The following is a 22,492-nucleotide window of genomic DNA, read 5'->3' as shown; positions in this document are numbered from 1 at the left end:
TAGCCAGTTTTCGAGTGTGGATTCGGCTATTTCATATTGGGTTGCAACATTACTTGGTTTTTGCCCTTGTTCTTCTATGAGTTTTATCATTTCTAATTTGAATTCGGGTGTGTATGTTTTACGTACTTTTGTCATGAGATTATGCCTCCGTTTGGGCTATTATAATCTCTTAGCAGCTGTCTAGGTTTATTATGCCACTACAGTAGAGTTTTTAAAATAGTATTGCACAGAATGAAATAAAAAGATAAGTCATTTATAACGCAATTTTCGCAAATTTATAACGCTCGGCATCAATCAGGTGTGGTTTATATTGATATGGATAAGAGTAAAGCATGGGAACTAACACTCGCAAAAGAGCTGAAAAATGCTGGTTATGATTTAGATATGAATATACTATGTGCATAATATAGAAGTTCTTTATTTTGAAAATTATGTTTCATAAAAATATGTTTTCATTAAAGAAATTTAAAATACTAATCATAATCCGCTTGACTTAAAAACCGTTCAACCACCGCAAATTGCCCTGCGGTAGTGTCTTCTTGGTACATGGCTTGGCGAAATTCGTTAGAAAACTGAATGCCAGATGTGTACCAAGCGATATGTTTGCGTGCGATGCGACAGCCTGAATATTCGCCATAAAACGCATATAATTCTTGCAAATGGGTTAACACAATTTCTTTTAACTCATCAATCGTTGGATTTGGTAAAATTTCACCGGTTTGTAAAAAATGGGAAATTTCCTCAAAAATCCAAGGCTTACCTTGAGCCGAACGTCCAATCATAATGGCATCCGCCCCTGTCATATCAAATACAGCTTTGGCTTTTTGTGGACTGTCGATATCGCCATTGGCAATTACAGGAATTGTTAAGTTTTGCTTAACTTTGGTAATCAGCTCATACCGTGCCTGCCCAAAATATTTGTCTTCTCGGGTGCGTCCGTGAATAGTTAGGGCTTGAATGCCCATATCTTCGGCGATTTTTGCCACTGTCAAAATATTTTCTTTGCCATTTTCAAAACCCAAACGAGTTTTTAAAGTAACAGGCACGTCCACAGCCTTGACCGTTGCTTCCAGCAATTTTTTTACCAAGTCCAAATCTTTTAACAATGCTGAACCCGCCAATTTGTTACATACTTTTTTGGCAGGGCAACCCATGTTAATGTCAATGATTTTTGCCCCATTCGCCACTTGAAAACGGGCAGATTCGGCTAATCTTGTCGGTTCTGAGCCAACAATTTGGGCAGAAATTGGGGCGATTTCGCCGTCAAAATTCGCTCGGTACAAGGTTTTGTGATTGGCAAACAAAGTTGCATCGGAGGTCATCATTTCTGATACGGCATGACCCGCCCCAAAGGATTTTGCCAATCGTCGAAAGGGGTTGTCGGTTACGCCCGCCATAGGAGCGAGCCAAATGCGATTGGTGACTGTTTCATTGCCGATTTTTAGGGGTTGTAAAAGGGGGTGAGTTGTCATAGTGGATGCGTTTTTGGTAAAATAAAAGCACAGATTTTAGCAAATCTTAGGCTTTTTCAAAAGTGATTTAAACAAAAATGTGATAGCTTTGCTTTCTATGCTCATGTAAAAACCTGTATCCACCGCCTTAAACAATTAAATTTTCACTTTGAAACACAAAATATGGTAAAAGAAATGAAAAAATGATACGTTTACGGTTATGGTTCGACGCTCCTCACAAAAGAAAACCGAGACTTCGACAGCTCAGTGTGAACGGTTTTCGTAGCAAAAATTAATTTTTTTCGCGATAAAAGTTTGCTTTTCTGCCTCAAAAGTTTGTTTGATAGAATAATGATTTTACACCAAAAAACTATACATGTGGCGGGCTGATTTATGCTAAAATTTCAACCTTATCTAAAATAGTGAAATAAATCGTTATTTTTTACAAATACCTTTTAAAAAATCAAAAAAATAATTAAAACAAAGGATTAAAAATGTTTACCGACACCCACGCCCATTTAAACCGTTTGGATTTGGCAAAACACGGCACACTCCAAACTGCCCTACAAACCGCCAAAAGTGCTAACGTACATCGCATCATGGCGATTATGTGCGATTTTGATGAATATGACGACATCCAATCTATTATGCACACCCCGATTGACGGCATGACGCTCGGCATGAGCGTGGGCATCCACCCTTGCCAAGATACGCTCAAGCAAGTAACTGCTGAACGCTTATTGGATTTGGCAAAAGCCCACCATGTTTGGGCAATCGGTGAAACAGGCTTGGACTATTATTGGTCAAAAGACCATATTAACGAACAAAAATCCAGTTTTGCCACGCACATTCACGTTAGCCAAATCCTAAAAAAACCGATTGTCGTACATACCCGTGATGCTCGTCATGATACCATTGATTTATTAAAGGCGGAAAAAGCGGAACACGGCATTATTCATTGTTTTACCGAAGATTATGACACTGCCAAAAAAGCCTTAGATTTGGGATTTTACGTTTCGTTATCAGGGATTGTCACGTTTAAAAATGCGACGGAGTTGCAAGATGTTGCCAAAAAATTACCGCTTGACCGTATTTTGATAGAAACCGATAGCCCTTATCTTGCTCCTGTGCCAAAGCGTGGCAAGCCAAATGAACCTGCATTTGTGCCGTATGTGGCGGAATTTTTAGCCAATTTATATGCTATGCCATTGGAAAATTTTGCCAAAATTACCAATGATAATTTTGATAATTTATTAAATCAATATGTATAAAAACTCACTAATTAGAATAAGTTTTAAAAAATGACTGGAAAATGACTTATCAGTCAGGTATCATAGTTGCGTTATTTTAAGAATTTTGTATTGGATTAGTGTTATCAATGAGCCGTCAACAACAATTTAAAGAACGTGAAGAGAGCATTTTAGCCGTTGCTGAGCAGTTATTGCTGGAGTCTGGCGACGGTGATATTACCTTGGATAGTTTGGCAGAGCAATTAGACCTTGCTAAAGGGACATTGTACAAGCATTTTGTTAGCAAAGATGAGCTATTCTTGCGGATTATTATTCGGCATGAAGAGCACTTACTTGCTAATAGTCGGATTGGCGATGACCCGTCAGCAGGTGTGGCTCGGGTGATTTTGTACCATTTGCTAAATCCGCAACGGGCGATGTTGTTAAACCAAATTGAAGAACGTTTGGCTAATTCAGCAACGGGCTTAAACCGCTTGTTCAGCGAGTTGTACGCTATTCGGCGTGAGCGTATGAGGCAACTGATTAACATTACCACCGCTTATTTGCAGTCGCAAAATAGCTTGATGACGACACGAGATTATTTGGCGACGATTTGGGTCATGGGGCAGGGCGGTGCAGGCTTGCTAAACTCTAGCTTTTATCAACGTTATTTGGGCAGGCGTGACACGTTACGATTGACCTTGGTTCAGCAAATTTTGGATTTGCCAAAACAACACTCAGCCCCTGACCCTGCAAAATAATCATACAATATGACAAAAAAACTTGAAAAACAAGCGATTATAAGAACACTTTCAACAAAACAACAAGGTTTTACCTTGGTGGAAGTCATGGTTGTGATTGTGATTTTGTCGGTATTTGCAGGCATGATGACCTTATCGGTGGGCAGTAGCGAGAATCGCAAAAATTTGGCTTTTTATGAACATTTGCAAAGTAATATGAATTATGTACGCCTGTTATCTGCCGAGCAGATGCAACCTTATGGCGTGGCAATTCGTTTGGCAAAAGATGACAATCCCACGCAACTGGTGGTGGTCAAATTGGAAAATGCGTTTGGCAATCACAATATCGGTCAAAATCCTAGCCAAAATGTCAGTCAAAATGTTTCACAAGCCACGTTACAAAACACCGAGAAAAACACGCCAACTTGGGTACTAGAAAAAAGCATCAGCCCGCTAGATGTGCCGACTGGCGTGCGTGTGGATATTCAGCCATTGGATAGGGTGCTACAAGATAGTCAATTTTTGCCGAGTTATTTGCAAGGCAATGACGCACCGCCAATCGTCTGGTTTGGTACAGGCGAAGCCACGGCGGTACAAATTCAAGTGCAGAAACAAAATAGCAATGATGATAAAATCTATCCTATTGCTAGCCCAATTATTATCAATGGTTCAGGGGCAATAGAGCAAGTGAATGAATAATTGAACCATTTTCTTAATTTTTTATCAATACTAAATAAATTTTTAATCGATGATTGCTAATAATGAATAAACAAACAGGTTTTACGCTTTTAGAAGTAATGGTTGCTTTAACGATTTTGGCGGTCGTGGCAATTTCGGCAAGCCATGCCAGTCGCAGTTATATCAATTCGGTTGGCAATATGAAAACTCGCACGTTGGCAAATTTTGTCGCCCAAAATACGTTAGCAGAATTACAAATTAAAAATCAATGGTTAAGCAATGCTAAAACTGAAACAATCCAAGCTCAAGGACGAGAATGGCAAGTAACGATTAGTCCAAACACTCAAAGTAGCCTCAGTGAAAATAGCAATCCTACCTTTCGCCAAATCACCATTGATGTCGCCCCTGTGTCAGACGGTGTGGTGAAAAATAGCATTGTTAGCATTGAAGGCGTTTTGTTAAAACCGACAGCACAATAACTGGCACTAAGGGGCAAGCCAATGCGACAACATCTGTCAAATCATCAAGCGGTGCAAGGTTTTACCTTGATTGAGTTATTGGTGGCAATGTTGATTTTTGCCATGCTTGCCTTGGCAGGTTGGCAAATTATGGATAGCCTAAGCAAAACTCAGCAACGTGCTAGATTACAAATTGACCGATTAAGTCAGTTGCAGTACGCTTATTTACAGCTTTCACAGGATTTTTCGCAGGTTACTAGCTATGTGCCTGTACCGATTGGGCTTTCGACAACTGGTAACCAAAATGGACAAAATTTGACACATTTAACCCAAACGATAGCACCGACGTTTACTTTAAATGAACAATCGTTGAGTTTTATTCGTTTTGCCAGCCCTGACCCACGTTTTAATGTGTCACCAACGTTGACAAAAATTCAGTATGTCAGCCAAAATAACGCCTTGGTAAAACAGCGAAGTTATCAACTAGTTAACCAAGACTTAACCAATAATTCACAAAATGGCAGTCAAAATTTTAGCCAAAGCGTGTTATTAACCAACGTCAAAGATATCAAATGGACGGCATGGACAGCGACAGACACGCCAGAAATGGTGAAGCAATTTCCTGATAATAAAACGATTGAATTTGCCAAAAATCGTGAAAATCGCTACAAAAATAAGCAACAAAATCAAACGAATAGCCAAAACAATGCTCAAAACAGTTTTCAAACTCAAAATAGTGCTGAAAATTGGCAAGATTTAACCGTTTATCAGCAGTTGCCAACAGGCGTTACCTTAAGTTTTACTTATCATGATGAGCCGATTGTTTGGCAATTTGCTTTAACGCCAAAAGCGCCCAGTCAGCTCAAACCGATGAGCGAAAATGTTAATGAAAACAATAGTCAAAATAGGAACGAGAACAACAATCCAAATAATGCAAATAACAATGTTAACAACAGTGCTGACCAAAATCCGAATCAAAACAATTAAAGGTTAATCGATGAAAATGACCCTACAACCACCGTTTCACCCTCAATCTGGGGTGGCATTGTTAACCATTTTGTTGCTAGTAGTGGCGATTGTCGTGGTGGCGGGCAGTATGTTGGCAAGTCAACGGGTTATGCTCCGTGAGTATCAGCTCACGCAATCGCAAAGCCAAATGCAACAATCCGCCCAACTTGCCGAAGCCAGTATTATACAAATGTTGCTAAAAGATAATGAAATTAGCCAAACGGACAGCCCACAAGATATTTGGGCAAAACCACTTCCATCGCAAACGCTCAACGGTGCTAATGTACAAATGACGCTAATTGATGAAAGTAGTTTGTTTAATATCAATAACTTATATCACAACGGTACGGTGGATAAGTCGGCAATGGCGTATTTTCAAGCCTTACTCACTGCCAACGGCATTGAGCCGAGTGTTGCTGAAGCGGTGCTAGATTGGCAAGACCCTGACAGCGATATGACAGGTGATGGCGGTGCAGAAGCCGATTATTACCAAAGTTTGGGTAAACCCATGCCAATAGCCATTGCTAATCAGCCGTTTACCGCCGTGCATGAACTGCTATATGTGCGTGGTATGGATAAAGAAAAATTGCAAAAAATCCAACCGTTATTAACGGTTATGCCATTTTTTTTACCGATGAATGTTAACACCATAAAACCTGAACTTTTGTCGGTAATAAGCCTTGTTAATGCCAAGCAAGACAATACAGAAAATTCGCAACCTGCAAATAACGCATCCGCTCCTGCCAGTACGCCAACAGCTGACAATCAGAACCAACCTTCGGCAACTGCTCAAGGTGGTTTGGATTTATTGGCATTGACCGATTGGGCAAACAGCAGAAATACCGCCATGCCGTTTGAAACGGTGGATAGTGTATGGCAAATCCCTGCCATGTCAGGCGTATCCGACAGTCAAAAGCAAGTCATGACAACGTTGCTAGACGTGCAAAGTAGGGCTTTTGGGTTAAAAACCGTGGTAAAAATTGACGAAAAACAGCGAGTATTTCGCAGTCAGCTTGCCAAAATTCAACCACCGCAAAGCGATAATCCTAGCCAAGCAACGCAACAAATTAGCCAACAAACCAGCCAAATTGTGGTGTTTAACCGCCAAGTATTGCCATTTTCTTAAATGAAGGTTTTCTTGATAAAAACATTGTGAATTTTGCCAAATTTCGCTAAAATAGGCGGTTTTTACAATACGTTACATTGTTAACCATTGATTAACACAAATTGCTTAAATTTCGGTTAACAATTTTTCACAATTCTCAATATTACCGAGTTGATTATGAACGCAATACAACGCTATTTTGGCATTGACGGCACCAATACCACGATAAAAACTGAGATTTTGGCAGGTTTTACCACGTTTTTGACGATGGTTTACATTATTTTTGTTAATCCGTCTATGCTTGCCGAAACGGGTATGGATAAAGGGGCAGTGTTTGTCGCTACCTGTTTGGCATCAGCCATTGGCTGTTTTTTAATGGGAATGATTGCCCGTTTGCCTGTGGCTCTTGCTCCTGGTATGGGTTTAAATGCGTTTTTTACCTTTAGCGTGGTGTTAGGTATGGGTAAAAGTTGGCAAGTGGCGTTGGGTGCAGTGTTTATTTCTGGACTTTTGTTTGTCTTGATCAGTGCGTTTAAACTGCGTGAATGGATTATCAATGCCATTCCCTATACCTTAAAACAAGGCATCGTCGCAGGGATTGGGGCATTTTTGGCGTTTATTGCGTTAAAAAATGCGGGCATTATCGTGGCAAATCCTGCGACCTTTGTCAGTATGGGGAAAATTACCGATTTTGCTCCTGCCATGGCGATTTTGAGTTTCTTTTTGATTGTGATATTCGTGCAACGCAAAGTACCTGCAGCGGTGATGTTGTCTATTTTGATTGTTACTGTGATTAGTTTGTTAACAGGTCATGCCCAGTATCAAGGCTTGGTGTCAGCACCGCCATCCATTTCACCGACTTTTATGCAGTTGGATATTGCAGGAGCGTTGGATGTGGGTATGGTAAGCGTGATTTTTGCGTTCTTATTTGTTGTGCTGTTTGATACGTCAGGGACGTTGATTGGCGTTACCAAAAAGGCAGGGCTGATGAAAGCAGATGGTGAAATTCCAAATCTTGGCAAAGCCTTATTCGCTGACTCAATGGCGGCAGTGGCAGGGTCGTTGCTTGGTACATCATCCGTGACGAGTTATGTGGAAAGTACAGCAGGCGTAGCGGCAGGTGGTCGTACGGGATTTACGGCGATTGTGGTGGGTGTATTGTTTTTGTTGGCGTTGTTTTTTGCACCGCTTGCTGGCATGATACCTACGTATGCGACATCAGGGGCGATTTTTTATGTGTCGGTGTTGATGTTGTTTACCTTGCGAGAGATTGATTGGGATGATTTGACCGAAGCATCACCTGTGGCGGTGGTGTTGTTATTAACACCGTTGACGTTTTCTATTGCGGACGGTATTGCGTTGGGCTTTATTACTTATACAATTGGAAAATTGGTGAGCGGTCGTCATCGTGAGGTGAGCTTGGCAGTCTGGGTGTTAACGGTGATTTTATTGGCAAAATTTATCTTTTTGCATTAATTTAATCGTTAAATTTAGGGACAGTAATAGATAATTCTAACGTTAAAACCAACAAATGATTTTGTTGGTTTTAATGTGATAAAACTAAAAATTGCTAAAAAAATCAATCATTTAACTGGCGATTTGGTAATATATCTTTTACCAATTCACGTAACTGATATAACGATGCAACCGTACTTTCCCAGTCCAAACAACCATCGGTAATTGATTTACCATATTCTAAAGCGGATAAATCCGCCGTCAAATCTTGGCGACCGCCTTTTAAATGACTTTCCACCATCATGCCGATGATAGAACGGTTGCCATTCGCGATTTGTTCGCCGATATTATGGATAACCATCGGTTGCAAATACGGGTCTTTGTTAGAGTTGGCGTGGCTTGAGTCCACCATGATTTTGCCTGATACTTTACCTTTTGCCAATTCATTTTCTGCTTGGGCAACAGCAGCGGCGTCATAGTTTGGTTTGCCATTCCCACCACGCAACACTACGTGCGAGTACGGATTGCCTTTAGATTTGATGATGGATACTTTACCGTCTGATGACAATCCCAAGAAGCTATGCCCATATTTTACCGCTTGCATGGCGTTTACCGCAACGGTCATACCGCCGTCCGTACCGTTTTTAAACCCAACAGGACAAGACAAGCCTGATGACATTTCACGATGGGTTTGGCTTTCGGTGGTTCTTGCACCGATGGCTGACCAGCTGATTAAGTCTTGGATATATTGTGGTGTGTTGGGGTCAAGGGCTTCGGTAGCACATGGCAAGCCTTTTTCGTTTAAATCAATCAACAATTGTCTAGCAATGTGCAAGCCTTTGTTAATATCGAAACTATCATTCATATCAGGGTCGTTAATCAGACCTTTCCAACCCACGGTGGTGCGTGGTTTTTCAAAATACACACGCATGACGATATAAATGGTATCTTCAATTTCTTTGGCAAGCACTGCCAATTTATCGGCATATTCATGAGCGGCTTTGATATCGTGAATGGAACAAGGTCCAATCACCATCAGCAGGCGTTTGTCCGTACCATTTAGGATATTTTTTACCGTTTCACGCCCTTTAAGTACCGTTTGGTAGGCTTTTTCGGTAAGTGGCAAAGCGGTTTTTAGCTCGGCTGGTGTGGCTAGGGGTAAAATTGCGTCTAAATTCACGTTGTCAATATCAGCATTATCAGTTTGAGAAAAAATAGTCATAGCGTTCACAGTTTTCCATTGACCTAAAAAAACATTACTATAAACCAAAAAAGCGATTTTGTCACTCTAAGATTACATTTAAAAAACCTACTTTTAGTTTGATTTGGCATAACCTTAAGTTAAGTTACGATTTACTTTTTAGGCATTTGGCTATACAATTTACCTTTGCCCACTGTTGCTTGATTTTTGGAAAAAACCGATGATAACGACCACGCCACACCAAAATGTACCGAATGCTCCGTTTGCGATTGTGCCAAAATACCGTCCGTTGGTGATTGGGATTGTCGCAGGGGAAGTGTCGGGTGATGCGTTGGGGGCGGATTTTATGCGTCAGATGAATAATCTGCGCAGCGATATCGTGTGGGTCGGCGTTGGCGGTCGGCAAATGCAAGCCCAAGGTTTACACGCAATCATTGATATGTCAAGGCTTGCGGTTATGGGGTTGGTGGAAGTGGTGGCACATTTACCCGATTTGTTCAAAGCCAAAGATGAAATTTTGCAGGTATTTTTTGAGCAAAACATTGATTTATTTATTGGTATTGATGCCCCAGATTTTAACTTACGCTTGGGCAAAAAGCTCAAAGCCCATGGTATTTTTAGTGTGCAATATGTCAGTCCTTCCATTTGGGCGTGGCGGGAAAACCGCATTCATAATATCAAAAAATCCACCGATTTAGTGCTGTGTCTGTTTCCGTTTGAATTGGCGGTGTATGAAAAACACAATCACCCTGCGGTATGTGTCGGACATCCGCTGTTAAAAACCATTGACCAACGTTTAATTACCACATCTATGTTGGAAAAACGGCTCAACATGATTTGGGAAACACCTGAATTAAAACACTTTTTTGCCACTTTTGATAAAAATCCGAACAAAGGCGAAATGAGTCATTTGATTGCGGTGATGCCAGGTTCTCGGCGTGGCGAAATTTCAGCGATTTTGCCAAAGCTACTTGCCAGTATGTATCAGCTGTATTTGACCGATAATCAGCTGTGTTTCGTGATTCCAACAGTGAATCAAAATTATAAACGTATCGTTCAGCAATATTTACAAAACGAACCGAGCGAACTACAAGCCCGTGTGGTAGTATGCTGTGATGAAACGGTGGCAGATTTTAGCCAACGTATTATGGCGATTTCGGATTTGGTATTGTTAGCATCGGGAACTGCAACGTTGGAAGCGATGTTGTTAAACCGTCCAATGGTGGTGATTTATTCAATGAAATCAGTCACTTATTGGTTGGCAAAACGTTTGGTAAAAATTCCGTATGTCGCTTTACCGAATATTTTGGCAAATAAAGCGATTGTCCCTGAACTCATTCAACACGATGCTAATCCTGATAATATCCGCCGAACCGTGGCTCAAAACCTTGCGATTGACACCGCTGAACGCCAACAAGTTGACCTTGCCAAAACCAGTGAATGGCTTAGACAACAGAGCAACACCAACCCTGCAATGGCGGTATTAAATGCGTGGTTATTTGCGAAATCTTAATTGCTTAAATGCGTAGGGTGGGCTAAGCCCAACCTACAAGAATGATTTGTTAAATCAGTTGGTTATCAATTAAATTATTTTAACATATTAATCGGATTAATCGGCAAACCACGGTAGCGGATTTGGAATTCTAACGCAGGTTGGTTCAGACTTGCCACATGACCGACGATGCCAATTTGTTGTCCTGCTTGTACCACTTGTTTTTCTTTGACATTAAAGCCCCCCAAATGTGCGTAAGCGGTGATATAGTCATCGCTGTGCTGTATCATTACCAAATTGCCATATTCAGGCAGACCGTTTCCGACATATAGCACGGTTCCTCCTTTACTGGCGACTACAGGCGTGCCATATTGTGCCGAGTACCACACGCCACGTGTACCGATACTTTCATCATAACCACGTAACAATCGCCCATTCAAAGGCACGAGCCATTTTGAGCTGGCGTAAGTTGGTACGCTATTGACAGGTGTGGTTTGGCGAGCGGTAGTCGGTTTTTGATTACTGACGGGTTGGTTTTGGCGTTTTTGGTATTGCTGACGTTGGTTCGGTGCGGTCAGCATGAGGCGTTGTCCAACTTTAATCGTGTAGTTACTGTCCAAACCGTTTAATGCCCCAATTCGCCGATAATCCAAACCATAACGCTGAGCGATTTTGCTCAAAGTATCACCATATTGCACGATATAATGGCTCGGTATTGCGGATGGGTAGTAAGTTTTGGCTTTGTTGGTACTAATCTTTGATGTAGAACATGCGGTTAAGGTCACGCCGACTAATACTGCAGTGGCTAATTTTGCGTGGAATTTGAAGTTTTTGCTAAAACTGGTTTGGCTAAAAGACAATAACTGTGACATAACAATTCCTAAACAATTCAACGGTTTATGATATATAAAAGATAATTTTGAAAAGATTAAAGGCAATTTAACCATATTAAGCCCAAAAAGTCACGGATAAAACACAAAAAATTAGCGGTAAATATCTATATTTTGTGAAAATATAACATAGCGTAACATTTTAACAAGAAAATTTTGCACAAATAAATACAATTTAACTTAACAAGATACTACTCTTTTAATCATATTTCTTAATTTGTTGTTGGAAAAATGTTAATAATCTTGGTTAATCACATTGCCTTTGGTGTCAATAAAAATCTCTTGATAATCATCGCCATTTTCTTTAATAATGGTGGCATATCCATCCGCAAAGTTGCTGATACTGTCGTATTTTAGCGGAATGACGATTTTGCCTTTGCGATTGGCAAAACCGTATTTATACTTTGGCTCACCCATGTCGTCCACACCTTGAATTTTAGCAACGAGTACAAGGTCTTCATAAAACAATTCCTCGTCTACATAATCATAGTCAAAGGGTAAAATCACTTGGTTCTTTTTATTAATAATCCCATATTTTTCGCCTTTTTTGGCATAAATCAAGCCATCTTCATAGAAAAAATGACTGGTTTCATCATACTCAAAAGGAATCACCGTTTGATTTTTTGGGTTGATAAAACCGTATTTGCCGTCTTTTAATACTAACGCCAAACCTTCGCTAAAGCCATAGGCATCGTCATAAGTTGGCTCAATGGCAAAGTTGCCTTTTTTATCCAAATAACCCCATTTACCGTCTTTTTTTGACACCGCATAACCTTCGCTAAAATCATGCACTTCGTCAAAATCGGTTAAGGCAATCGCCACTTTGCCTGTTTTGTCAATAAACATCGGTTGGTCTTTTTTGTAAACCAATGCCAAACCTTCGGAAAATGGATTAGCTTCTTCAAAAATCGCAGGGATAACCAACTTGCCTTGACGATTGACAAAACCGTATCGCACGTCATCGGATTTTGCTAATTCACGATAAGCCAAAGCAACGGCGTTTTTTTCATCATCGCTAAATTCGCAATAATAGTCAAAGCTCAAACCTTGTGATAATTGATAATCGTCTTCAAGTTCGCAAGCCATGGCAGACATACTAAGAGCGGATAACAGGGCGGTTAAGGTTAGGATTTTGCTAAAATTTTTCATCAAATTTCCTTTTTTATTTTTTATTTGGGATTTATTTGGGTGGGTTGGGTTGATTTAAAAAATGTACTTTTGCATTTTAGCATAACTGTTGACATAAAAAAACACGATAATTTTGCGATTATCGTGTTTTTGATTATCATGATGAGTGAAAGTTAGTCTTGTAAATTTCTTAACAAACGTACAAACTCAATGTACATCCAAACCAACGTTGATAAAATACCAATGCTGAGTACCCATTCAAAACTTTTGTCCACGCCTGATTGATAAGCCCGTTCTACATTATCAAAGTCCAATAACAAGCTAAATGATGCAATCACAACGACTAACAAGCTAAACGCTACCGCCGTTGCACCACCACTAAATAGATACGGAATAGAGTTACCAAATAGGCTCAAGCCGATTTGCACCAAATACACAAGGCTGATCGCGATAATTGCTGACATCATCACCGAGCGGAATTTTTCGGTAACTTTAATCACATTGGCACGGTATAACGCCAACATCACGCCTGCGGTAACAAAGGTTGCAACCATTGCGGTGACTGCAACAGTGGGAAATTGGGTGGTAACGAATAACGAAATCGCCCCAATTAAAATCCCTTCAAAAATCGCATACGGTACGGCTAACACTTTACCAAGATGTGGTTTTGACATCACCACAAAACCCATGATAAACGCCACCAAAATACTGACAAGGCTTGCCCCATAAATAAAGCCACTACTTAACCCTGCCAATACCGCAAACATAAAAAAGCTGATGCCTGTAAATGCAGAGATACCCAACAAAAATGCTGTCTTGCGTACCACACCCTGAATGGTCATCGGTGTCGTGCTGACCGCCATATCTACACTAGATAAAATCGGATTTGCCATAAACAATTTCCTACCTGTTTAAAATTTTAATGAAATTTTTTAAAGCCTTAACTTAACAAAAAAATTACCATTTGTACAGTTTTTTTAGCAATATTTTAAGAATTTTTTTTGTTATTAGAATTAATGGGGAAAATGGCAAAAATTTAAAGACTTGTTTCGCAAAGTTAAACAAAACTTCAACAAATTGACAAAACCACCAAAAAAATACCCAAACTCTGTAAAGAATTTGGCTAAATTATGCTAAAATAAGCTGTCTTTTTTAACTTTATCTGAAAAAATATGAGTAGCGAAATCATCAAAAACCCTGCCTTTCGCCGTATTGGTATCATGGGACGAGCCAATAAAGCCACGATTTTAATCAGTATTTATCAACTTTGTGATTTTTTTCATCAGCAAAATTTGCCGATTTTGATTGATCATCAAACTTATCGCTTGCCGTCAATGGACACGGCTCGGCTTGGTAATATCGAAGTGGTTGAACGCAATTTGTTGGGTGGAAACTGTGATTTGGTGGTGGTAGTTGGTGGTGATGGTTCGCTGTTGCAGTCAGCCCAAGTGTTGGCAAAATATCCTGTGCCTGTGGTGGGGGTGAATCGTGGACGTTTGGGTTTTTTAGCGGATATTAATCCTGACGATTTACCAAATCAGCTTAGCAATATTTTAAATGGGTCTTACCAATTGGACCACCGTTTTTTGTTAAAAATGGAGATTTGGCAAGGTAGCCATGTGATTTATGAAGATATGGCGTTAAATGATGTGGTGTTGCACGCAGGAAAATCGGTGCATATGCTTGATTTTAATCTAAAAATTGACGGTTTGGATGTGTATCGTCAGCATAGTGATGGTTTGATTGTGTCCACGCCGACAGGGTCAACAGCATATGCGTTGTCGGGGGGCGGGGCGATTTTGCACCCAAGCCTTGATGCGATTAGTCTTGTGCCCATGCATCCGCATACCTTGTCTAGCCGTCCGATTGTAGTGAGTGGTAGTAGTGTGATTAAAATCCGTATTCATAAAGACAATCGCACCCAACCTATGGTCAGTGCAGACGGTAAAGCGTCAGTGCCATTAAATCAAAATCAACGGTTGATAATCCGTAAACACCCTGATAAATTAACCTTGCTCCACCCACTTGATGTAGATTTTTTTGAGGCGTGTCGCACGAAGTTGGGGTGGAACACTTATGCCGAAGAGTTTTCGTTGGATAGTTGATGTTAAATGTTAAAAATAGGTTTTAATTTGGTAAAAAAACCCCATAAAATTGTTTATTTTTAACAAAAAAGACACTATTATGCGACCACCTAAACAAACCCGCTCTGAAGTTCAACTAAACCAACTCTCCCGCCAACTCCAAGACGAAGCCGTCCGCACAGGCGTCAATCTCTCAGGGACGCAAGTAGAAAATCGTCCCTTTGAAATGGTGACTGAATATTCTCCATCAGGGGACCAGCCAGAAGCGATTGCCAAATTATTGGACGGTATTGACAAAGACTATCACGACCAACTTTTGCTTGGCGTAACAGGTTCAGGCAAGACCTACACCATGGCACAAGTGATTGCCAAAAGCGGTCGCCCTGCCGTTATCATGGCACACAACAAAACGCTAGCTGCCCAATTATACGGCGAGTTTAAGGCATTTTTTCCTAATAATGCGGTGGAATATTTCGTCAGTTATTACGATTATTATCAGCCCGAAGCCTATGTGCCTGCAAGTGATACGTTTATTGAAAAAGACAGTGCAATCAATGACCATATTGATCAAATGCGACTATCTGCCACTCGTGCTTTGCTAGAACGCCGAGATGCAATTATTGTGGCGAGCGTGTCTGCCATTTATGGCTTAGGCGACCCCGAAAGTTATCTAAAAATGCTGTTACACATTGTCGTGGGTGACCGTGTGGATAGAAATGCCTTAATTAAGCGTTTAGTTGAACTACAATATGAGCGTAATGAATTGGACTTTGGACGTGGGGCTTATCGTTTGCGTGGCGAGACGCTTGACATTTATCCTGCTGAAAGCGAGAGCCTTGCGGTGCGTGTGGCACTCTTTGATGATGAAGTGGAAAAAATCACGTGGTTTGACCCTTTGACAGGTAAAAATATCAAGTCTGTGCCACGCATTACCATTTATCCAAAGTCGCATTATGTCACACCAAAAGAAAAATTAGAAAAAGCGTCCGAAACCATTAAAGAAGAGCTTGCCGAACGCTTGGAATATTTTCGCAATAATGACAAGCTCATTGAAGCCCAACGGATAAAAGAGCGTACCCAGTATGATTTGGAAATGATTCAACAGCTTGGTTATTGTAACGGTATTGAGAATTATTCTCGTCATCTGTCGGGGCGACCTGCGGGGGAAGCACCGCCGACTTTGTTTGACTATATTCCATCGGATGCACTTTTGTTTATTGATGAAAGTCATGTAACCGTACCACAAATTGGGGCGATGTATAAGGGCGACCGTTCAAGAAAAGAAACACTGGTAAACTACGGTTTTCGCTTGCCGTCAGCGATGGACAATCGCCCGATGCAATTTGAAGAATTTGAACGTATTGCTCCCAAGACCATTTATGTCTCGGCAACGCCTGCGTTATACGAGCTTGAAAAATCACAGCAAATTGTTGAACAGGTGGTGCGACCCACAGGTTTGGTAGACCCTATTTTAGAAATTCGCCCAGTACTTACGCAAGTTGATGATGTGCTTGGTGAGATTAATAGCCGTAAAGCCCTTGATGAACGGGTGTTAATCACCGTTTTAACCAAACGCATGGCGGAAGATTTGACAAGCTACTTAAAAGAATACAGCATTAAAGTCGCCTATTTACACTCCGACATTGACACGGTGGAGCGTATGAAAATCATTCATGAGCTACGCACAGGCGTGTATGATGTGCTAGTCGGTATTAACTTACTGCGTGAAGGGCTTGATATGCCAGAAGTCAGTTTGGTTGCGATTTTCGATGCGGACAAGGAAGGATTTTTACGTTCAGAGCGGTCACTTATTCAGACCATTGGGCGAGCGGCTAGACATCTCAATGGTAAGGCAATTTTGTACGCTGATAGCATAACCCCAAGTATGCAAAAAGCGATGGATGAAACCGAACGGCGTCGTGCCAAGCAAATCGCCTTTAACAAAGTGCATAATATCACGCCAACATCGGCTAAACGTGCAATTACGGATAAGATTGACGTAGGTGACACAGAAGAATTCAACGATAATCAGATGTTTATCCAAGATACCGCCAAACATCAAGCGATTGCTGATGTGGATATGCAGATTTTGCGATCCCCTGATTTGTTGGCAAAACATATCATGCAGTTACAAAAGCAAATGCAAGCCTTATCAAAAGAATTGAAATTTGAAGAGGCAATGAAAATCCGTGATAAAATCGCTGTGTTAAAAGAGTTTGTGATACAATAACCTGGTATTTATCAAACGCTTATCTATCACTAAATACTTGCTGTTCTGATGCTTTGACAAACTCGGCATATGACATCGTGCCTTTTTGTCCACTGCTAATTGCATTGCCTTTTTTGGATTTTTGTTCGGTTTGCATGAGTTCTTGGCTTGGCTGTTCAGCAGGTGGCGGTGTGGTTTCGCTTTCTGCGACAATGACTGCTTGGTTGTCTGAATTGTCTGCATTTGGTGGGTTTTCGGTCGCTACAACAGGGGTAGATGCGGTGCTAGATGGCACGCCGTTGCCGAGCTGTTCGCCTGTAATTACGACTTCTTCGGTGCGTAGGTTGTCTGCTGTCGCACTGGCATTTGCCGTTACAGGGTTGGAAGCGGTGGCGGTTGGTTCGACTACAGGGGTAGCAACTCGCTCAGCGACAGGGGTTGGCTCTTCGGTTTTCGTCAATATTGGCAAAACAAACATTATCAACGCACCAACTACCACCAAAAATCCCAAAAAACCTGCCATTATCATGGTTTTTTTGTCGATTGGTTTTTTGCCGTCAGTGGCGATAGCGACTTTTGGCGTGCGTTTTAGGGTGAATAATGGTTTTTTTGCAGGTTTTGCCGACCCATTTGCCGAATTGGTTGGTAACGTTGGAATGTCATTTAACAAGTCATGTAATTCCATATTTTGAGTTGGCTCAGCAGGTTTTTTTTTCAAATTGTTTTTTAGATTGGGAAGTTTGATTGCCATGTTGCAAATCCTTAAAAATTTTTTGGGCGATTTTAACATAAAATCTGCAACGATTAGCAACATTTACTTAACATTTTGGATAAAAAGCCCAAAATTCACGATTATGGGTAAATTTTGGCTTTATCCTTAGTCGATACTTGTGTTTTAGTTTGACGAGTGAGCCGAACTTGCTCAATAAACTCATGGGTAACTTGTGCCATGTCAATCTTAGCAAAATCCGCCAACCGTAACATGGCCATCCCTGCATAGCCACACGGATTTATCAAGTTAAATGGGGTCAAATCGTTCACCAAATTTAACGCAATCCCATGATAGCTAAAGCCATGTTTAATCTTAAACCCAAGCGATGCGATTTTGCCAAGTTCCATATCATCAGCGTTATAAACATAGACACCGGGGGCATCTTGGCGTGCTTTTACGCTAAAATTACTTGGCAAATACGGTCTTACCGTCGCAATAATGATGTTTTCGGCATGGGTTACCAAATCTCGTACACCCCAACCTAATTCATTGATATCAAACAAAAAATACACTACCAATTGCCCTTTGCCGTGCCATGTTACTTGACCGCCACGGTCGGTTTTGATAATTGGCGTATCATTTTTTTGTAAAATATGTTCAGGTTTGCCTGCTTGTCCAAGCGTATAAACGTCTTGATGCTCCACAATCCACAACTCATCAGGCGTGGTGATGCCTTGTTTTTTTTGCTCAATGCGTTGTAAAGTTTTAGTTAACATCGCATCATGCGTAGTTTCATAATCGGCATTGGTTAAATAATGAATTTGTAAATCGGTTGGTATTGTCATTTTATATTCCTAATTTTTACAGAATTTGTTAGCATCAATTATTCGGTTAAATTTTAACACAAAAGCTGTTTGATTTTTTTGTAATTTTTTAAGATTTTTTCACGCTGTTTGCTTGAATTTTGGTAAAAATTTACCATATTAACCATTATATTAATATTTTTACAAAAATTTTGTCAAAAAAAGGACAATCACTTGACCGATACTATTAGCCGAACCCTTGATTTTAGCGAACTTTCTCCCCAAATTTTTAAAGCCCTATTGGGCGAATATAACACCCATTTAAATTACCTTACCCACCGCCTTGAGCTGACTATTCAACAGCGTAGAAGCACCCTTGTATTGTCAGGGGATTTGGGGGCGGTGGAACGTGCTGAGCAAGTGCTTGAGCAGATGCTTGATGAGCTTGAAATTAGTGAACATATTAGCCCAGAAACCCTACATTTGTTTATCCAAACCAGTTTTGCAAGAGAGCCAATGTTGACCAATAATCCTATTGCCGACCAAAAAAACCAACCACATCAATCCACTAGTGAAGCGATACCTGCCCATGAGTTTACGCCGATTAGTCTACAAACTCGCAAAGGTAAAATTATTCCCCGCGGTTATAACCAACAGCAATATGTGAAAAAAATTCTGCTATCCGATGTGTCATTTGGCATTGGGCCTGCAGGGACGGGCAAGACCTATTTGGCAGTGGCGTGTGCGGTGGATATGCTAGAACGCAACGAGATTGAGCGGATTTTGCTAGTACGTCCTGCAGTGGAAGCAGGCGAAAAATTGGGCTTTTTGCCGGGGGATTTGACTCAAAAAATTGACCCTTATCTGCGTCCGTTATACGATGCGTTGTACGAAATGTTGGGCTTTGAAAAAGTGGGCAAGCTTTTGGAACGTCAGATTATTGAAGTTGCCCCACTCGCCTATATGCGTGGGCGAACACTTAACAATAGTTTTGTCATTTTGGACGAAGCCCAAAACACCACGCCCGAACAGATGAAAATGTTTTTAACTCGGCTCGGTTTCGGCTCTCGTGCGGTGATTACGGGCGACATGTCGCAGGTGGATTTGCCCCGTGGCACGCAGTCAGGTTTACGCCAAGCTTTGCATATTCTAAGTGATATTGACGAAATTCACATTACCAAATTTGATAGCAAAGACGTGGTGCGTCATCAGTTGGTGCAAAAAATCGTGCAAGCTTATGATAAATTTGATGAAGAACAAGAAGCAATTAAACAAGCCAAAAAACAAGAACGCTTGGCTCAAAAATTGGCAGAGTTCGAACAACCGCTTGCTCAACATTTAACCGATGATGTTGACAATATTTCAGCAAATGTTATGGTGAAAAATGACGAGTAAGCAAACATTAGACATCGTGGTAAGTTTTCATGAAGACCTAATTAATCAACAAAATTTTGCTGATACTGAAAATTATTATCATATTGATAAAATTTATCAAATATTATCAAAAACTTTAACTTATTTAGACAATCATACAGAAATTATCATTCCTAATCTACAACGTGATTGGCTAAAAAAATCATTAGAATTAGATATTTATGTGACCAAGCCTGTGGAAGCAAGGGCGATTAATTTGGAGGCTCGTGGTAAAGATTATGCGACCAATATTTTATCGTATCCAAGTGATTTACCGTCAAATATTGCCGAAATGATACCGAGCTTGCCACTTGGCGAGCTAATTATTTGTCATGATGTGGTTGCCAAACAAGCGGATGAACAGCAAAAAACCGTTGAGCAACATTTGACTCATTTGTTAGTACATGGTGTTTTACATTTGTTGGGTTTTGACCATGAACTTGGGCAGGCGGAGCAAGACGAAATGGAAAGTATTGAAATTTCCGTGTTAAACACGCTTGGCGTGGCAAATCCTTATGAATAGCTTGATAAAATGGTGAAAAAATGACCGTAATTAGCAAAGAGTTGGCACTGTTTGACTTAGATTATACCCTAATCAACACTGACAGCGATTATATGTGGGGCGAATTTTTGGTAAAAAATCAGCTCGTCAACGAAGCGGACTACCGTGCCAAAAACCGTGAATTCTATGAAGATTATATCGCAGGTACGCTAGATGCGGTGAAATATAATGAATTTGTCGCCAATTTTTTAAAACAGCATTCTTTAGCACAGCTACACGATTGGCGAGCAAGCTATATCGTAGATGAAATCGCACCGTTTGTCCGTCCAAAAGCAGTGCAAACCCTACAAAAACACCGCAATGCAGGGCATGATATTCTCGTGGTATCGGCGACCAATGCGTTTGTGGTAAAACCGATTGCCAATCAGCTATTTGGCGTGGCTTTTGACAATATTTTGGCAACCGAATTAGAAGCTACCGAACAAGGCTATACAGGTAAAGTAGCAGGAAGACCGAACTTTAAAGATGGTAAAATTTATCATTTAAATCAATGGATTAGCAAGCAAAACCAACAGGGTGTCCACTATAAGAAAACCTACGCTTATTCCGATTCGTTTAATGATTTGCCATTATTAGCATGGGCAAATATGGCGGTCTGTGTGTCACCTGACGAACGTCTGCACGCTCATGCGTTGGCACATCATTGGGCAGTGGAAGATTGGTCTATTTAGCTATTTAGTTTAGCCAATCTTCATCATGAATTACAAACCACTCCATTGTTCTCGGTTGAAGTTAATCACGGCAGGTTCATTTGGACGATATTCTTGGGCTTGGAGTGACTTACTGCGATGCACCAAAAAGTCAAGCAAATGATTGCGAATGGCGTAATATTGACTATTGTGGTGAATATTATCACGGTGGCGGGGCTTTGGAATGGTGTTTTCCACAATTTCGGCTAAAAACGCCTGTGGACCATTGCTCATCAAAAAAATGCGGTCAGCGAGCAAAATCGCTTCGTCAATATCATGAGTAATCATAAACACCGTTTGGTGCGTGTCTTCCACGATGTTTACAAGTTCGTCTTGAATAACGCCACGAGTGAGAGCATCTAACGCTCCAAATGGTTCGTCCATGAGTAGCAGTTCTGGCTCGGTGCTAAAGGCACGAGCAATACCGACACGCTGTTTCATACCGCCTGACAGTTCGGACGGTTTTTTGTCTTTGACTTTGCCAAGACCGACTAGATTTAAATAGTGGTCAGTTTTTTGGTGAAGTTCGTCTGCTTTAATGTTGGGATTTTTGGCTTTTAGGGCAAAACCGATGTTGTCAGCAACGCTTAGCCACGGTAACAAGGCATGACTTTGGAACACTACGCCACGTTCAAGGCTTGGCTTGGTAACTGCTTTGTCGTGCATGAGAATTTGTCCACTGGTGGCGTTTTCTAATCCTGCCAAAGCGTTTAAAATCGTGGATTTGCCACAGCCAGAATGTCCGATTAAACAGATAAATTCATTTTTATAAATGTCAAAATTGACGTTTTCAAAAACATTTTCCGGCGTGCCGTATTTTTTGGTTAGGTTTGTAACTTGGATAAGGGTTTGATTTTTCATGGTTTTTCTTTTTAAATATTAAAACTATCAAGTGGAACTAATTTTTTTTATATTCAGGCAAGCCTGTGATTATGCCATTTTCAATATATAAGGAAAGATGTTCGCCTTTTTGTATCAGAAATTAATTTCTTTCGCTATACATTACATTTGAGTTGAAAAGTCACTAATCCAATAATTTTCGTTTGCTATAACCAGATTTTCACTAACTTGAGCTGTCATTTTATACATCTCTATTCAACATAACTGACCTTTTTTTGCACCAAGCCAAACAACGTATTCAAAACCATTCAGTAAAATAGGCTATTAGTCTAACACAGGCTAAAA

The 22,492-nt window shown here is 40.6% G+C and carries 22 protein-coding genes; 13 read left to right on the top strand and 9 right to left on the bottom strand.

From position 1 onward, the window contains the following. The coding region (locus tag A3G3_RS14905; protein ID WP_019518696.1) for a transposase at positions 1–135 on the bottom strand (135 nt) is incomplete at its 3' end. 338 nt (positions 136–473) lie between these two features. After that, positions 474–1,472, bottom strand: coding sequence for a tRNA dihydrouridine synthase DusB (dusB, locus tag A3G3_RS12835; RefSeq protein ID WP_019518695.1), 999 nt, complete (start codon positions 1,470–1,472; stop codon positions 474–476). A 473-nt stretch (positions 1,473–1,945) separates the two neighbouring features. Here dusB and A3G3_RS0101075 point away from each other — a divergent pair, with 473 nt between their 5' ends. From A3G3_RS0101075 to A3G3_RS0101045, 7 genes are all read left to right on the top strand, one after another. Next, positions 1,946–2,722 (top strand): TatD family hydrolase, encoded by a 777-nt coding sequence (locus A3G3_RS0101075; protein ID WP_019518694.1) that lies wholly within the window; start codon positions 1,946–1,948, stop codon positions 2,720–2,722. Between the two features lie 107 nt (positions 2,723–2,829). Beyond that, entirely contained in the window at positions 2,830–3,441 is a 612-nt protein-coding gene (locus A3G3_RS0101070; RefSeq protein ID WP_019518693.1) for a TetR/AcrR family transcriptional regulator, read from the top strand. A gap of 9 nt (positions 3,442–3,450) precedes the next feature. After that, on the top strand, positions 3,451–4,119 hold the full coding sequence (locus A3G3_RS0101065) for a prepilin-type N-terminal cleavage/methylation domain-containing protein (RefSeq protein ID WP_019518692.1): 669 nt from the start codon (positions 3,451–3,453) through the stop codon (positions 4,117–4,119). A 62-nt stretch (positions 4,120–4,181) separates the two neighbouring features. Beyond that, positions 4,182–4,577 carry a type II secretion system minor pseudopilin GspI gene (gspI, locus tag A3G3_RS0101060; RefSeq protein ID WP_019518691.1) on the top strand — a complete coding sequence of 132 codons (396 nt, stop codon included), beginning with the start codon at positions 4,182–4,184 and terminating at the stop codon, positions 4,575–4,577. Positions 4,578–4,598: 21 nt separating this feature from the next. Further along, on the top strand, positions 4,599–5,543 hold the full coding sequence (locus A3G3_RS13865) for a PulJ/GspJ family protein (RefSeq protein WP_019518690.1): 945 nt from the start codon (positions 4,599–4,601) through the stop codon (positions 5,541–5,543). Between the two features lie 10 nt (positions 5,544–5,553). Then, on the top strand, positions 5,554–6,690 hold the full coding sequence (gene gspK, locus A3G3_RS0101050; protein ID WP_019518689.1) for a type II secretion system minor pseudopilin GspK: 1,137 nt from the start codon (positions 5,554–5,556) through the stop codon (positions 6,688–6,690). A 156-nt stretch (positions 6,691–6,846) separates the two neighbouring features. After that, positions 6,847–8,145, top strand: a complete 1,299-nt coding sequence (locus tag A3G3_RS0101045; RefSeq protein ID WP_019518688.1) for an NCS2 family permease — start codon at positions 6,847–6,849, stop codon at positions 8,143–8,145. 103 nt (positions 8,146–8,248) lie between these two features. Here the strand turns inward: A3G3_RS0101045 and A3G3_RS0101040 are convergent, their stop codons facing one another. Next, positions 8,249–9,346 carry a 3-deoxy-7-phosphoheptulonate synthase gene (locus A3G3_RS0101040; RefSeq protein WP_019518687.1) on the bottom strand — a complete coding sequence of 366 codons (1,098 nt, stop codon included), beginning with the start codon at positions 9,344–9,346 and terminating at the stop codon, positions 8,249–8,251. 199 nt (positions 9,347–9,545) lie between these two features. Here A3G3_RS0101040 and A3G3_RS0101035 point away from each other — a divergent pair, with 199 nt between their 5' ends. Then, the gene (locus A3G3_RS0101035) at positions 9,546–10,838 is read left to right on the top strand and encodes a lipid-A-disaccharide synthase (RefSeq protein WP_019518686.1); all 1,293 of its coding nucleotides are present in this window, start codon (positions 9,546–9,548) and stop codon (positions 10,836–10,838) included. A 74-nt stretch (positions 10,839–10,912) separates the two neighbouring features. Here the strand turns inward: A3G3_RS0101035 and A3G3_RS0101030 are convergent, their stop codons facing one another. The 3 genes from A3G3_RS0101030 to A3G3_RS0101015 form a co-directional block, all read right to left on the bottom strand. Then, positions 10,913–11,689: a M23 family metallopeptidase gene (locus tag A3G3_RS0101030; RefSeq protein WP_019518685.1), complete on the bottom strand. Its 777-nt coding sequence runs from the start codon at positions 11,687–11,689 to the stop codon at positions 10,913–10,915. Positions 11,690–11,941: 252 nt separating this feature from the next. After that, positions 11,942–12,856 carry a WG repeat-containing protein gene (locus tag A3G3_RS0101025; RefSeq protein ID WP_019518684.1) on the bottom strand — a complete coding sequence of 305 codons (915 nt, stop codon included), beginning with the start codon at positions 12,854–12,856 and terminating at the stop codon, positions 11,942–11,944. Between the two features lie 152 nt (positions 12,857–13,008). Next, complete coding sequence (locus A3G3_RS0101015; RefSeq protein WP_019518682.1) at positions 13,009–13,728, bottom strand: Bax inhibitor-1/YccA family protein; 720 nt, start codon at positions 13,726–13,728, stop codon at positions 13,009–13,011. A gap of 279 nt (positions 13,729–14,007) precedes the next feature. Between A3G3_RS0101015 and A3G3_RS0101010 the strand changes: the two genes are divergently transcribed. Continuing rightward, positions 14,008–14,940 (top strand): NAD(+) kinase, encoded by a 933-nt coding sequence (locus A3G3_RS0101010; RefSeq protein ID WP_019518681.1) that lies wholly within the window; start codon positions 14,008–14,010, stop codon positions 14,938–14,940. A gap of 79 nt (positions 14,941–15,019) precedes the next feature. Next, positions 15,020–17,149: an excinuclease ABC subunit UvrB gene (uvrB, locus tag A3G3_RS0101005; RefSeq protein WP_019518680.1), complete on the top strand. Its 2,130-nt coding sequence runs from the start codon at positions 15,020–15,022 to the stop codon at positions 17,147–17,149. Positions 17,150–17,168: 19 nt separating this feature from the next. Here the strand turns inward: uvrB and A3G3_RS0101000 are convergent, their stop codons facing one another. Both A3G3_RS0101000 and lipB read right to left on the bottom strand, forming a co-directional pair. Then, positions 17,169–17,879 (bottom strand): hypothetical protein, encoded by a 711-nt coding sequence (locus A3G3_RS0101000; RefSeq protein ID WP_019518679.1) that lies wholly within the window; start codon positions 17,877–17,879, stop codon positions 17,169–17,171. A 101-nt stretch (positions 17,880–17,980) separates the two neighbouring features. Next, positions 17,981–18,685, bottom strand: coding sequence for a lipoyl(octanoyl) transferase LipB (gene lipB, locus A3G3_RS0100990; RefSeq protein WP_019518677.1), 705 nt, complete (start codon positions 18,683–18,685; stop codon positions 17,981–17,983). A gap of 192 nt (positions 18,686–18,877) precedes the next feature. Here lipB and A3G3_RS0100980 point away from each other — a divergent pair, with 192 nt between their 5' ends. Genes A3G3_RS0100980 through A3G3_RS0100970 form a run of 3 tightly spaced genes read left to right on the top strand, consistent with a single transcriptional unit; the run spans position 18,878 to position 21,289 of the window. Then, a complete protein-coding gene (locus tag A3G3_RS0100980) occupies positions 18,878–20,038 on the top strand; it encodes a PhoH family protein (RefSeq protein WP_019518676.1) in 1,161 nt (386 codons plus the stop codon). After that, a complete protein-coding gene (ybeY, locus tag A3G3_RS0100975; RefSeq protein ID WP_019518675.1) occupies positions 20,028–20,579 on the top strand; it encodes an rRNA maturation RNase YbeY in 552 nt (183 codons plus the stop codon). Before A3G3_RS0100980 ends, ybeY begins: the two co-directional genes overlap by 11 nt. Positions 20,580–20,599: 20 nt before the next feature. Beyond that, positions 20,600–21,289 (top strand): HAD family hydrolase, encoded by a 690-nt coding sequence (locus tag A3G3_RS0100970; RefSeq protein WP_019518674.1) that lies wholly within the window; start codon positions 20,600–20,602, stop codon positions 21,287–21,289. A gap of 30 nt (positions 21,290–21,319) precedes the next feature. On the opposite strand, the gene A3G3_RS0100965 is transcribed toward A3G3_RS0100970, so the two are convergent. Further along, positions 21,320–22,168, bottom strand: a complete 849-nt coding sequence (locus A3G3_RS0100965) for an ABC transporter ATP-binding protein (protein WP_019518673.1) — start codon at positions 22,166–22,168, stop codon at positions 21,320–21,322. Between the last annotated feature and the right edge of the window lie 324 nt (positions 22,169–22,492).

The sequence above is a fragment of the Moraxella boevrei DSM 14165 genome (assembly GCF_000379845.1).
Classification (GTDB): domain Bacteria; phylum Pseudomonadota; class Gammaproteobacteria; order Pseudomonadales; family Moraxellaceae; genus Faucicola; species Faucicola boevrei.
Note: the sequence above shows the minus strand (reverse complement) of the source record. Positions and strands in the feature narration are given on the sequence as shown.